Here is a 12,621-nt window from a genome sequence, read left to right as displayed (position 1 = left end):
TCCCTCAAGGATCAAACCCTGACAACTGCTTGGGATCGAACCACAGACCGCAAAGAGAACGACGTGGGCTCTAGCTGTCGTGGGAATAGAAAAATCAGTTCAGTTTTGTATATCACTCCGATACACAGTGATATGTGGAGGCCGGCGTCGAGGCCAGGAATCGATACGATGCGGGAAGCCCTCCACGCATCGAGCGATTACATCCCAGGGCTCGTCTGGAATACTGTGCTCATTACTGCAGTCGTCGGCTTCCAGTGGAACCTCCTTCAGATCGCAGTGTTATATGTCCTCGAGATCGCGGTCATTAACGTCCTATACCTGCTTGTTTCGCTGTTCGCACCGCAGCCAATCTCGGATCTCGATGAAGAGCGGTGGAACAGAGAGCCGACACCGGTACAGCCGATCGGGTGGGTGCCTCCAGTGTACTATCGGAACGCTCGGTTCATCGTTCGGTATGTGCTGTTCGTCGGAATCCTGGTCCCGATTGTGTTACAACGGCTGGTCGCGCAGTACGGGCTCGAATCAGTACTGACCCCGTCTGTCGGGTTAGCCGTAGTCGGAATCATACTCTTCGAGTTGCGGCGTGTCTGGCAGCACTTTATTCGTGGCCGGAAGTACCGGGAAAGTTCACCACTGGAAGCGATCCAGTTCGGATTCATTCACGTCGGTGAACTGTTCGTCATTTTGGTGTACGCGATTGTCCCCGTCACGTTTATTGTGGTGATCACCGCCATCGCGTTCGGAATCGATTACGGTTCACGTGCTGCGCTGCTGTTCTATCTCGTCCCGATCGGCGCGATTAGAATCTGGTTCAGCAGCCTCGACCCCCTAACTGACGATTTCGAAGTCAGTATTTCGTAATGCTGCTAAGTGCGGGTCGATGCCGACTGAGAGCGGTTCCGATTGAAGCGATCACGACGAGGATCCCGGTCACTACGAGCGCGCTGCCGAGGATCGGCTCAGAGAGCCGATAGAGGAGCCTCCCCATAGTCAGATTTGCGCCGGCCAACACGACGGGGTAAAGCGTCCGTACTATGCACATCGTCTTTATTTCTAGGAGTCCGTCCGCCACAGTTGAACACGGCCGGTCGGTGGCGTCGTGTCGATGCTCGCAACGGTTCCGCATGCTGAGTTTCCGAGGTCCATCGTCTTGTTAATGATTCCGCGCTAAACCCCCCTGTAATCGGAGGCCGATTATACAGAGTCCATCGACAGAAACAGTCTAACTATCCAGATGTGTAAATTAACAGACACGGCTACCGCTCAATTTCGACGGTTGGGAAAGTGGTAATAAACGAACTACATCCGACGTCGCCGGCTAGTTATCCCACAGAGCCTGTCTGTGCGTTGAGAGCGGTGAAACCATTATCGGCATTGTAGACCGTTTCGTCTGCCGCCACAGAAAACATCCGATCACTGCCACCGTTCCACGCTAGATTCCCCGTTCAGGTGCTGTGTTGAATAGCGATCTGATCGGCTAATATCGCGGAGTAGAAGGACGAAGCCGAGAAAATCGATTCTGTCCATGGAAGTCGATATCCTCGACTTCGTTGAGCAGTGTCGTCGCCTAGTCAAACAAGCGTTGGGAAAGCACGCGGGCGAACCCGCCAGCGGCGGGTTTGCCCGCTGGAAACACGTTGTGCTACACTGTTTTCGGCTCGAAGACGGCCACAGCTACCGTGAAACGCCGAATCGGTTGAAGTACATGGCCGAGGTTCGTAACGTCCTCGGGTTAGATCGAGACGATCTCCCAGACTACAGCACGATCTACAAATCGTTCGATCGGCTGAAAATGTGGGTATGGCGGGCGCTGCTGCGCGTTTCCGCGCAGCAGCACCCGCAGTCTGGCCACGCTGCTCTCGACAGCACGTTCTTCGATCGGCGACGTGCGTCGTCGTACTTTCGCCAGCGGGCAGGACAGACGATACAGACGCTGAAAGTGACGACATTGACGGATGTGGAATCGCTTGCTGTGCTTGATGTTCACATCGCAGCTCGATGGAAGCATGACACGAAGACCGGACCGCAGGTCGTCCGCCGAAACGCGGACGACCTGCAGTCCGTCGCCGCCGACAACGGCTTCCAAGACTGGCACACCGAGTACGAAATCGCCGCATATGACGTTGAGTACCTCGTTCATTACCGCGGCTCGTCAGCGAGCGCAACTGCGAATAACGCACTCAACCGAGCAAACGGCTACTCTCAGCGCTGGATGGCCGAAACATCGTACTCGACAACGAAGCGCTCGCTCGGCGACGCCGTGCGAGCGCTGGGCTAGTATCGGCAGTTCCGTGAAATCGTCTTGATGTTCGCCATCACCAATATAGAACCACTGTGTGAGCCGCTGTAACCGTGACTCAGCATCTATTCAACACAGCACGTTCAGGGACAACGAAGTCAAAAGAAGCCGTCTTTTTATGTCACGTCCCGACCGATTCCAGGCTCCAGTCGGTCTTGTTGGAAGCGCTCTGTCAGGGGAGGCGAGACACCCGGAGACGCCGCAAATACCGGTGATGACGGCGAGCGCTCCACAACGAGTTCAAGCCATGTCCCTATTTGATTAGTACCACTGTTAGTCGTTCAAGCATGTTTCTAAGGTTGAGACAGCGCTCAGTCACTTATTGTGAGACTGACACCATTCTCACTGACGACTGACTAACTCTCGAATTAAATAGATATACCTCTCAATCGGGGGTCACAAGAAGAGCATGATTCTATAGGTGAGGTGTTAAAATCACTCACTCCACGTAAGTCGGTCAACAGTTGGAAACTCAGCCTTCGCTGTCTGGGGCGGGTTGTAGTATCGGGACATGATATCGTAGTACCCGAATTCAGGAGGGATACGTGCACACGCCGCTGCCAGATTTTTGTCCGCTGTGTGGGTGATCACACGAATTCGGGCATTTGTATCGAACAATCGAACTGCCAACGCGACTACCGCTGCATCCTGCCAGTTGTTCGTCTCTGGATACTTGCTCTGCTGGTTGAGAAATTCATCTGTAACGAACCGCGCTTTCTCAACCGGTCCAGCGCTACTATCGAACCCCTTAGTGCGATCACCCGGCAGCGGTGTGGCTACCCGAAGCCAGCCCTCTTCGATAGCCGTATCGAGGTATGGATTTGTCGGTGAATCGGCACTCCCAGTATCCGTCAGTTCGTGATAAACCGCTGCTGGCACCCAAATTTCAGTTCCGGCTTCCTCAACGGCACCCTTGAGCGACTGTATGCGTGGATTGGGATACTTCCCCAAATTTCGAAACATCACCGTGTCTGCAATATTCGCAGTGTACATCCTCGCAACTTAGTTGTCGGTGAGTCCTTCGAGGAGATCGCCCTCATCATCATCGAAATCAGCTGGTGTGTACGTCGCCGGACTTGACTCATCGTCCCCGAGATCAAGAATCGAGTAGAGCGCTTCGACGAGATCATACGCAGTTCCTGACGACAGATCTGTGAGGCTCGCAATCTGCCGAATTGTGACGTCTCCCTCACTGTGTGCCGTTATGAGATCGTATGCAAGTGCGAACGTGACGATTCCGTGGTCGTTGAGAACCCGCTCGATCGCTGGGTACTCGTTCTTCTGTGCGATCACCTCGATAAGTTCGGGAGTGATCGAGACTTCCGTCTCGCGGACCATCAGCGTCAGTTCGAACTCTTCAGCAGTGTATCGGGCAGTCCCGACACCGTCATTAACTGTGCTGATCAGGCCCGCCTGCTCCAGTTTATGGAGATAGCCGTATACGGTCTTCTTCGAGACAGTCGCTGTTTCAACGAGTTCAGGACCCGTAGCAGTCCCTGACCGTCTAATCGAAGTATAGAGACTCGCGAGAGACGGGTTCTCAAGTAATTCTGTGAATGTGGGGATTCCGGTGATCATTCCCGGTGTGTCCCCCGCGTTTCGCACGTGTTCTGTATCGTAGCTCATCTTGTATAGAGTTACGAAACTAGAAACTATAAACGTTTGCCACGGGATGTAGCGCTGTTGTATCCACAACTCGTCAAGAGCATCAGAAGATAGGGTGTCTACCGACAATCCCATTCTTTAGGATTGGTTCCTGTCGTCTTTAGCTAAAATCTACACCCCAGTTGTGGAGCGGTAGCGAGCATCTCTTGTGTATTGTCGTTGCGTGTTATACAGCAGAATTGAAAGTAATTATACTCACTAGTTAGTCTATTCAATTGTACTTTCTAGTTAGACTTTCACTGTCTTGTAGTTGTACTAGTCAGTACAATTAATTAGACCTACTCGTTTGTCTTATCTATCTTTATTACTAGTGAGCCTAACACACATAACATGCTGACATACACGACCTATTCCGAGGCGGGAGGCGTCGGGAAGACCACCCTCGCGTCGAACCTCGCCGACGCGCACGCCCAACGCGGCCGGGATGTCCTCCTCCTCGATCTCGACCCGCAGAACGGCTCGATAACCTACCTGCTCGGCATCGACGCCGCTCGCGATGACGGCGACCAGGACAACATCGCCCGGCACCTGATCGACCGGCCGAAAGGCGCGTTCGAGGACCTCATCCATGAGACGCCGTTCGGCTTCGACCTCGTTCCGAGCCACAATATGCTCGAGGACCTCGCCGATCTGCTCGGGCGGGCGGAGTCGATGGCGGAGGACCTCGGCGAGGAGTTCGACCGGTTCGACCGACTCCGGCAGGTGCTCCTCAACGCGGGCGTCCCCGACAAGTACGACACGGTGATCGTCGACCCGCCGGCGACTGCGGGCCCGCACCTCTACAACGCGATCGGCGCGACGCGGTCGCTGGTCGTCCCCCTCGAACCCACGGGCAAGGGGATGCAGTCTATCAAGGGCCTCCAGGATGTCGTCGACAACTTCGAGGCGACGGTCGGAGTCGACGTCGGCGTCCTCGCCGTGGTCCCGAACGGCGTTGGGCGGACCGCCGACCAGCAGGAGTACCTTGAGCGCATCCGCGAACTCGGCTACCACGCGCCGGTCGCGATCGGCGAGCGCTCCTCACTGTTCGAGGGCTGCTGGGACAAGCAGACGACGGCGTTCGCGTACGTCGACGAGCACCGCTCCCGGAAACGCGACCACGAGATGGACACGCTCGACCAGTTGCGTGAGCTCGCCGCGCACGTCGAGGAGGTGGCCTGATGGGGGGTATGAAGTCTGGCTCGGGCGACGACCCGTTCGCCGATGACGAGAGCGACGACCAGGGCGACGTCGACGACGATCTCGACGCGGAGCAGCACGGCGCCGCCGGCGACGATCCGTTCGCGACGCCGCCGAGCGCGACCGCGGAGGAGACCCCGACCAGCTCACCGTCGGAGACGTCGACGCCCGACGCGCTCCCGGCCGTCCCGGATCACCCGGCTGACGAGGAGTCCGCGCTCCCGTGGATCCACCGCCGCGACGGCGTCAAGGACGGTCGAAGCCACAAGACGATCCACTACACGGAGCACACCCTCAAGCGCGAGCGCCGCGAGCTGCTCGGCGCTGTCGAAGACGAGCTCGGCGAGGACATCGAGCTCACCGACGCCCGGGAGGCGGCGTACCTCGTCGGGATGGACCACGTCGACGAGATTGCGGAAGTCCTCCGGGAGTGGGGCTACGCGATCGAGTGAGCTAGAGGCCAAGCTGGTCGGCCATCCACTCCGACGCTGCCTTTTCCAGCATCGCATCCCACGAGTTGAACCTCGTGTTTTCGTCTACGTGGTCGTCGAACTCGTCATCTGGTATCGCCTCGAAGTCCTCTTCACCCTCGATCTCCCAGCCACCTGCCTCGAAAAACGAGTCGAGGTCGTTGAAGTCGGTATATCTGCGCATGAATGCCCCATCGAATAGTTCTCCGAAGCTGACCTGGTCTCCTCCAGCGACATCGTCTAGTTGATCTCGCAGTTCATCGAGGCCGCCAATTTCAACACCCATATTTCAAATGAATGTCAACCTATCCTAAGTCATAATCTCGGAGGATAGGTCTCATGCGTGTCTTTATTTCACCGCAGAACTCTAATGATATTTCTAGCAAATCAATAACGGCCCGTCATTCGAGTACTGCTCCAGCAGACCCTTGATTCACCGTGAACTGTTCGGGTGAACTTCGTCGAACAAGTCTGTAACCCGCTGTTCGATATCGTTTCGGATCACACGGACCTGCTCGAGATCTTGGCCATCAGGGTCCGTTAGCGCCCAGTCGCGAACATCTATTTCTTCAGCATCGAGTTCGAGCGTCGAACAGCCCATTGTGGCGACGACGTCACATGATTCGAGCTCAGTCGTTGAGACTTCTCGAGGGACTCGATCCGAGAGATCGATCTCGTGGTCTTGCATGACTGTCACGACTTCGTCGTGGACGCTGTCGGCGGGGTGAGTACCACCGGTAATGATCTCAACACTGTCTTCGAGTCCACGACGGTCACGCTCGCGTTCGGCGAACGCTGTTGCCATCTGGCTGCGACCAGCATTCTGTACACAAACGAATCCTAGAGTAACCGGCAAATTATCACTCATAATCAGCAGAATCGATGCCGTCGACTTGAGAACTTATATGTGATGTATATACGTCTCAATAGCTCAACACGGGTCTGAGAGTACTTCTCAGATAGCCTACCAAGAGCCGTTGTGCCTGAAGTAACAGCTATACCGATCCCACTCGCTTGTGGAGGTGTGACTGAATCCGATGAGCGAACGGACCACCAGGTCGCGTTCGTGTGTGTCCAAAACGCAGGGCGAAGCCAAATGGCGGCGGCGTTCGCTGAGCGCGAGCGCGACCGTCGCGGTGTGGGCGATCAGATTACGATCGTTACCGGTGGCACACAGCCCGCGGACCACGTCCACGAGATTGTCGTCGAAGCAATGAGAGAGCGAGACATCGATCTCAGCGACCGAACGCCGCGAGAGGTGACGCCGGACGAGCTACAGGCGGTCGATCTCGTCGTCACGATGGGGTGTTCGGCATCGGACGTGTGCCCGGCGACGTGGAACGGCGAGAATCGCGATTGGGGGCTCGACGATCCCCACGAGCGTCCGATCGAGCAGGTTCGTGAGATCCGTGACGAGATCGAAGAACGTGTCGTCTCGCTGTTCGACGAACTCCCGTCGCAGACGCCGGCCGCGGAGTGACGATTGGCAGGGTCGTCAGCCGGAACGGCCCCTATGACCTCCGCTAACAGCAGCCGTCGTCGGCGTCGCCGCAGACGCTCCCGTAGTCGACACCGGTCTCGTCGCCGATCGCCTCGTTACACTGCATCACCATGGTGGTGAACGCGAACTCCGAGGAGGACTCTTTCGCCGCCGCGAGCTCCTCGCCGAGCGCCTCGGCGGCCGCGACGACCTCTTCGTCCGTCACTTCTGACTCGCTGGCATCCTGACCGGAAGCGCTCAACAGCACCCACCTCCGGTGGACCGCGCGAACTCCTCGCCGATCTCGTCGCTAATGGCGTCGTTCGTTCGCTGGAGCAGTTCTATCAGGTCGGCCTGTGCGGCCTGCTGACGCTGGATCGTCTCGTTGTTCGACATCTCGGTCTGGAGCTGCTTCAGCTCGGCCATCACCGACTCGTCGAAGCCGCCGCGTTGCATCTGCTGTTGCTTCCGCTGGTACTCGCGGAGCAGCGCCATCGCGTCGTCATCGTCCTGTAACGCCTCGTCGGCCGCGACGAACTGCTGATACGTCTCAGACTCGCCGAGCGTGTCGAGGAACTCACGGAGCGCCGCCTCGACGCTGGCTTCTACGTCTCCCTCATCGGGTACACTCACGCCGTCCCCGGCCGCATCTTCAACGTCCTGTGCGTCGCTCACGACGGCGTCACCTCCGGTGCGTCCGATTCGACAACGTCTGCGAGTCCGGTAATCTCCTCACCGAAGGCGCTGAGTTCGTCGAGCCCGATCGGTTCGTCCTGCCGGAGCGGCGCCAACATTAGTGGCGCGTCGAACCGGTCACGGATCTCGTCGAGGTACTGGGCCTGCTGGGCGCGGCGGTTCGCGAAGAAGGCGTTGTCGCCGTACTCCTCGGGGAGGAGGTAGTTGGCGACGACCAGCGACGTCTCGATGCCGACCTGATCTTCGAGGTCCGCGGCGGCCCGATACGCCTCCATCATGGGCGTGTACTCGGGGTACATCACGAACGCGAACGTGCTCCGTTCGGGATCTTTCATCGTCTCGATAACCTCGTCGTACTGGTCGCCTTTGGCGGGCGCGGCGCCCTTCGTCAGCGAGCCGAGGTCCATGAACCCCTTCCAGTCGGAGGGGAGTTCGAGCAACCGCAGCGTGTGGCCTGTCGGCGCCGTGTCGAAGACGACCACGTCGTAGCCGTCCTCGTCGAAGTAGCTCACGAACTTCTCTAAGGCGGCCATCTCCTCGGCGCACGGCGACTCCAGCTCCTCCTCGACGTTCGCGATCGCGGCGTCGACGTCGATCTGGGTGTCCTCTTTGTCTTCGTACATCTCGGTGACGTGGTCGAGGACCTGCTCGCGGTACTCGGCGAGCGCTTTCTCTTGGTCGATCCGCGCCGCGTCGAGATTCTCTTGGCCGACCGAGGTGGGCTCGTGACCCACGGGCTCGCCGAAGATGTCCTCTAAGTGCGCGGCCGGGTCGGTCGTGACGACAAGCGTCTCGTGGCCCGCCTCGGCCAGTTTCGTCGCCGCCGTCGAGGCGACCGTACTCTTGCCGACGCCGCCCTTCCCGGTGAAGAAGAGGTACTGCGTCTCGTCACCCGGTGTGAGTTGATCGACGACCGCCTCGGCGTCAGCCATCGAATCGAAGTCGACCGCACCGTCAGCGTCCACGTCGGTGGCGGTCCCGACGTCGACGGTCGCCTCCGTGCCGTCGTAGAGAACGCCGCCCACGTCAGCGAGCAGGTCGAGGCCGGCGATCTCGCCGGGCTGAAGCGGGTACGTCGCCGTCGCGTCGGCGTCGAACTCCTCCTGGGCGCGCTTGATGACGGCTTGTTCGTCCGCGCGCTTCCCCTCGAAGAAGGGGTCCTCGCAAACCGACTCGGGGAGGTAGCCGTTGAGGATCAGCAGCTGCGACTCGATCCCGAGCTCACCGAGGTCGCTCGCGCTGCGTTCGATTTCGTCGATCGAGGAGTCCTCGGGCTTACCGACGAACGCGAACGAGGTGCGCTCGTCGTCCTGGAGCGTGTCGATCGCGCGCTCGTAGTCCTGTTTTTTGTCTTCCATCGAGGCGGCCGGCCCGATACAGGTCGAGCCGCCCTTCTCGAGTTCGGCGTTCCAGTCGGAGGGGAGTTCCATCAGGCGGATGGTGTGGCCCGTCGGTGCCGTGTCGAAGACCACGACGTCGTACTCCGGGCTGTCCATGAAGTCGACGAAATTATCGAAGGCAGCGATCTCCTCGACGCAGGGACTGTTGAGCTGCTCTTCGACCGTCTGGATCTCCTCTTCACCGAGTAGTTCGCGCATCGGCTCGATCGTCTCCTGGCGGTACTCCTCGGCGGCGGTGTCCGGGTCGATCTCGATCGCCGAGAGGTTCTCGATCCCGTCGATCGCGGTGACCTCGTGGCCGATCGACTGCCCGAAGATGTCCGAGAGGTTCGGAGCAGGGTCGGTGGTTACCAGGAGCGTCTCGTAGTCGTTGTCGGCGAGCCACGTCGCGGTCGCACAGCTCACCGTGCTCTTGCCGACGCCGCCCTTCCCGCTGAAGAAAACGAACTCGGTGTCGTCGCTACTCGGTTCGACTACCTCACGCGCGCTCGTCGCTGTCGACTGTGATTGTGCCATTCGTTAGGCCTCCTGTGGTGTTGGGTTCTCGTCAATAGCCGCGGTCAGTTCGTCGTACGAGAGGTACTCGCCCTCGGCGACGATCTCGTCGTCGACGACCGTGATCGGGAGGATCGACGGGCCGTCCTCCTGGACGCGGTCGTAGATCCGCTGCGTTTCGAGGAACTGGTCGATGTTGTGCTGCATGTTTGCCCGGTTGACTTCAAGATCGTCGAACGCGTCTTCGAGCTGGTCGAGCGCCGCGCTGACCTCGACGAGTTCGTCGTCGGGGTCGGGACCGCAGACGCCGGTGGAGCAACACATCGCTTCTTCGTACAGGGTGAGTTCGGTCATGATTGAGTCGGATCGCGGTCGGACATCTGATATATCGTTCACAGCAGGACACGTCGGCTTGTCCTCGCTGTAGTCGGTTCATTTGAACAAACTCTCATACAATTATAAGCCCTTCGGTCAGATCTCTCCGCGCCGGTACCATATCACTATCTTGAACGACTGAGAACCCCGATCACCCGATGAATCCGTTGGTGGCCCATGATCCTGATTCGTCGACACACGTCGTGGTTCGACACTTCGACGCCGGGGCGCTCACGAGGACGAGCGCGCTGTCGACATCACCATTCTGGATCTGTCGTGTCGCAGTCGGTGGAATCCAAACTGCGTCACCAGCTTCGAGTTCGACGGGCTCGTCGTTGATAACGACGGTGGCTTTCCCCTCTAAGAGGACGTATATCTCCTCATGATCCTCCGCGGCGTGGTCGTGCGGCTTGTTCCGCCACCCGGGCTCACAGCGTGCGATCGACACGCCGACCTGTTCGCTGTCGAGCGAGTCGGTAAGCGGCCGCATCGCGCCTGAAACGGTCTCAATGTCGGTATAGTTGACCCGTTTGTAGGAACCCGTCATACCGAACACCCCGCAGCGGCGCATTCGGCCGCATCGTTTCTCAAACCTACCAGGATGGTTGTTGTCGATCGACGGACACCCGCCACAAGTCTCGTACCTTTCATACGAGACAATATTTGAGAGATTGCTATATTGTTCTCGCTGTCAAGCTACCAGTTGAGACAGCGCTCCGCAATATTTAATCTCGGTTCAGTTCAATTGTCTGTATGTCATCGACCGAGCGTTTACAGCGATATGTCGCCGATGAGTGCGGCTCCTGTACAGACGAAGACCTCGCCGGCCGGTTAGCGGAGCTAGAAGAACTGAACGAGAGCGTCGGTGGATCCGACCTAGAGACCGATATTGAGCTGCTGTCGGCGCTCGGCAACGAGACACGATACAAGATCGTCCGGATGCTCCACGCGACTGACGACGACGAGCTGTGCGTCTGCGAACTCTCGCCGCTGTTGGACGTGAGCGACAGCGCGATCAGCCATGCCCTCTCGCAGCTCACTGATGCTGGCCTCGTCACCCGCCGGAAAGAAGGGAAGTGGCGGATGTATCGTGCCACGCCGCGCGCAAACGCGGTTCTTGTAGCGCTCGACGGGTCGCGGTCGTTGTAAAAAAAGAATCGGCCTCGGCTCAGAGGAGGCCGGCGAAGATGGTGTTGAACAGCACGCCGACCGTGATCCCGATCGTTACGACCGTCGTTGCGTAGATCGCGAGCAGTCGACGCTCGAACAGCTTGTTCAGGAGGATCAGGTTCGGGATGCTGATCCCCGCGCCGCCGATGACGAACGCGATCACCGTTCCGATGGGGATCCCCGCCTCGGTGAGTGAGTGTGCGATCGGCAGCATTCCGCTAATACTCACGTAGATCGGCGCGCCGGCGAGCGCAGCGATCGGTGTCGCGAGTGGATTCCCCGGCCCGGCGATCCGCTGGAGGAACTCCGCCGGCACGGCGCCGTGGATCAGCGCGCCGATCGCGATCCCGACCGCGATGTACGGGAGTGTGTCGCGGAAGAAAGAGAGCGCGCCCTCCCCCGCGGCAGTCACGCGTTCCTTGTGGGTTCTGTTCGTGGCCGTCGTCCCGCACTCGCTACACCCGGCGGCGTCGGCCGCCTTCGAGGTGTCCGAGGGAGTCGCTCCGCCGTCGGTCGCAATCTCGCGACCGCCCGCGGTGATCCGAACGTCCTTGATGTACCCGTCGAGTTCGAACGTCCCGATGATGAGGCCCGCGACGATCGCCGCGAACAGTGCCGTCGTCACGTACGCGACGGTCACACCGGTCCCGAACAGCCCGAACAGCAGGAACACGGCGATCCAGTTGACGATCGGGGAGGCGAGCAGGAACGAGAACGCCATTCCCGTGGGGGCGCCGGCTCCCAACAGGCCCGCCAAGACCGGAACGGTCGAACACGAGCAGAACGGTGTCACCGCGCCGAGGCCCGCAGCGAGGACGTTCCCGCTGCCGTGGTCGCGTGCGCGAAGCATCTCCTCAACGCGCTCGGGCGGGAGATATTCCTGCGCGAGCCCGACGAGGAACGACGCACCGATGAACAGCGGCGTGAGAACCATCGCGAGGTGGAGGAAGTAGTCCCACGAGTCGAGCAGCGCCGCTTCGGTCCCCGGCGGGATCATCGGTCTTCACCTAGCGCCGCGGCCAGGTCCAGCAGTTGGAGGCTCGCCGTGTCTGCGATCCGGTAGTACGTCCACTTCCCCTCCTTGCGCGTGGCGACAATACCGGCGTCGCGGAGCTTCCTGAGGTGCGACGCGACTGTCGACTGGGGCGCGTCGAGTACGGTCTCCAACTCGCAGGCGCAGAGCTCGCCCTCTCGGAGTGCATGGACGACCGCGAGCCGCTTCTCATTGGCTAACGCTTTGAACGCCGACAGCTCAGCGTCGATGACTGCGTCATCTGCTCGTCGAGCCGCCGGGAAGGGTCCGTCACAGCAGACGCCCTCGTCCATCCGCCGGAGCGTCCCGCTCGCGGATTCAGAGCCCGCTTGAGCCGCCGTGTTCGGTTCCTGCGACAT

General features: G+C 59.4%; 16 protein-coding genes and 1 pseudogene. 6 read left to right on the top strand and 11 right to left on the bottom strand.

Annotated features, from left to right (window positions below):
* The first annotated feature begins 168 nt into the window (after positions 1-168).
* Together C464_RS16140 and C464_RS16135 are read left to right on the top strand one after the other, a co-directional pair.
* Positions 169-861, top strand: coding sequence for a DUF6498-containing protein (locus C464_RS16140; protein ID WP_006114852.1), 693 nt, complete (start codon positions 169-171; stop codon positions 859-861).
* Between the two features lie 664 nt (positions 862-1,525).
* Positions 1,526-2,350 (top strand): annotated as a pseudogene (locus tag C464_RS16135) (IS5 family transposase).
* A 384-nt stretch (positions 2,351-2,734) separates the two neighbouring features.
* On the opposite strand, the gene C464_RS17860 reads toward C464_RS16135, so the two are convergent.
* Positions 2,735-3,292 (bottom strand): hypothetical protein, encoded by a 558-nt coding sequence (locus C464_RS17860; RefSeq protein ID WP_080510487.1) that lies wholly within the window; start codon positions 3,290-3,292, stop codon positions 2,735-2,737.
* 9 nt (positions 3,293-3,301) lie between these two features.
* Positions 3,302-3,925: a winged helix-turn-helix domain-containing protein gene (locus C464_RS16130; protein WP_049911319.1), complete on the bottom strand. Its 624-nt coding sequence runs from the start codon at positions 3,923-3,925 to the stop codon at positions 3,302-3,304.
* Positions 3,926-4,294: 369 nt separating this feature from the next.
* Here C464_RS16130 and C464_RS16125 point away from each other — a divergent pair, with 369 nt between their 5' ends.
* Together C464_RS16125 and C464_RS16120 are read left to right on the top strand one after the other, a co-directional pair.
* A complete protein-coding gene (locus C464_RS16125; protein ID WP_006114849.1) occupies positions 4,295-5,125 on the top strand; it encodes a ParA family protein in 831 nt (276 codons plus the stop codon).
* Positions 5,125-5,595 carry a hypothetical protein gene (locus C464_RS16120; protein WP_152420978.1) on the top strand — a complete coding sequence of 157 codons (471 nt, stop codon included), beginning with the start codon at positions 5,125-5,127 and terminating at the stop codon, positions 5,593-5,595. Before C464_RS16125 ends, C464_RS16120 begins: the two co-directional genes overlap by 1 nt.
* 1 nt (position 5,596) lies before the next feature.
* On the opposite strand, the gene C464_RS16115 is transcribed toward C464_RS16120, so the two are convergent.
* Both C464_RS16115 and C464_RS16110 read right to left on the bottom strand, forming a co-directional pair.
* Positions 5,597-5,899 (bottom strand): hypothetical protein, encoded by a 303-nt coding sequence (locus tag C464_RS16115; protein ID WP_006114847.1) that lies wholly within the window; start codon positions 5,897-5,899, stop codon positions 5,597-5,599.
* Between the two features lie 147 nt (positions 5,900-6,046).
* Positions 6,047-6,481 carry a low molecular weight phosphatase family protein gene (locus C464_RS16110; protein WP_006114846.1) on the bottom strand — a complete coding sequence of 145 codons (435 nt, stop codon included), beginning with the start codon at positions 6,479-6,481 and terminating at the stop codon, positions 6,047-6,049.
* Between the two features lie 198 nt (positions 6,482-6,679).
* Between C464_RS16110 and C464_RS16105 the strand changes: the two genes are divergently transcribed.
* Entirely contained in the window at positions 6,680-7,093 is a 414-nt protein-coding gene (locus tag C464_RS16105) for an arsenate-mycothiol transferase ArsC (protein ID WP_275039727.1), read from the top strand.
* 43 nt (positions 7,094-7,136) lie between these two features.
* Here the strand turns inward: C464_RS16105 and hcsS are convergent, their stop codons facing one another.
* From hcsS to C464_RS16080, 5 genes are all read right to left on the bottom strand, one after another.
* The gene (gene hcsS, locus C464_RS16100; RefSeq protein WP_049911317.1) at positions 7,137-7,361 is read right to left on the bottom strand and encodes a halo-CC-star protein HcsS; all 225 of its coding nucleotides are present in this window, start codon (positions 7,359-7,361) and stop codon (positions 7,137-7,139) included.
* Positions 7,352-7,768, bottom strand: coding sequence for a halo-CC-star protein HcsL (gene hcsL, locus C464_RS16095; RefSeq protein WP_006114843.1), 417 nt, complete (start codon positions 7,766-7,768; stop codon positions 7,352-7,354). Before hcsL ends, hcsS begins: the two co-directional genes overlap by 10 nt.
* Entirely contained in the window at positions 7,765-9,705 is a 1,941-nt protein-coding gene (gene arsA / locus C464_RS16090) for an arsenical pump-driving ATPase (RefSeq protein WP_006114842.1), read from the bottom strand. The genes hcsL and arsA overlap by 4 nt, the downstream gene beginning before the upstream one ends.
* Before the next feature lie 3 nt (positions 9,706-9,708).
* Entirely contained in the window at positions 9,709-10,038 is a 330-nt protein-coding gene (arsD, locus tag C464_RS16085) for an arsenite efflux transporter metallochaperone ArsD (RefSeq protein WP_006114841.1), read from the bottom strand.
* A gap of 172 nt (positions 10,039-10,210) precedes the next feature.
* A complete protein-coding gene (locus tag C464_RS16080; RefSeq protein ID WP_006114840.1) occupies positions 10,211-10,630 on the bottom strand; it encodes a cupin domain-containing protein in 420 nt (139 codons plus the stop codon).
* 182 nt (positions 10,631-10,812) lie between these two features.
* On the opposite strand from C464_RS16080, the gene C464_RS16075 reads away from it, so the two are divergent.
* On the top strand, positions 10,813-11,208 hold the full coding sequence (locus C464_RS16075; protein ID WP_006114839.1) for an ArsR/SmtB family transcription factor: 396 nt from the start codon (positions 10,813-10,815) through the stop codon (positions 11,206-11,208).
* Between the two features lie 19 nt (positions 11,209-11,227).
* Here C464_RS16075 and C464_RS16070 read toward each other — a convergent pair whose 3' ends face one another.
* On the bottom strand, positions 11,228-12,226 hold the full coding sequence (locus C464_RS16070; RefSeq protein ID WP_006114838.1) for a permease: 999 nt from the start codon (positions 12,224-12,226) through the stop codon (positions 11,228-11,230).
* Entirely contained in the window at positions 12,223-12,621 is a 399-nt protein-coding gene (locus C464_RS16065; RefSeq protein WP_006114837.1) for an ArsR/SmtB family transcription factor, read from the bottom strand. Before C464_RS16065 ends, C464_RS16070 begins: the two co-directional genes overlap by 4 nt.

The sequence above is a fragment of the Halorubrum coriense DSM 10284 genome, from assembly GCF_000337035.1.
Lineage (GTDB): Archaea > Halobacteriota > Halobacteria > Halobacteriales > Haloferacaceae > Halorubrum > Halorubrum coriense.
This window is presented reverse-complemented; position numbering and strand designations above follow the sequence as displayed.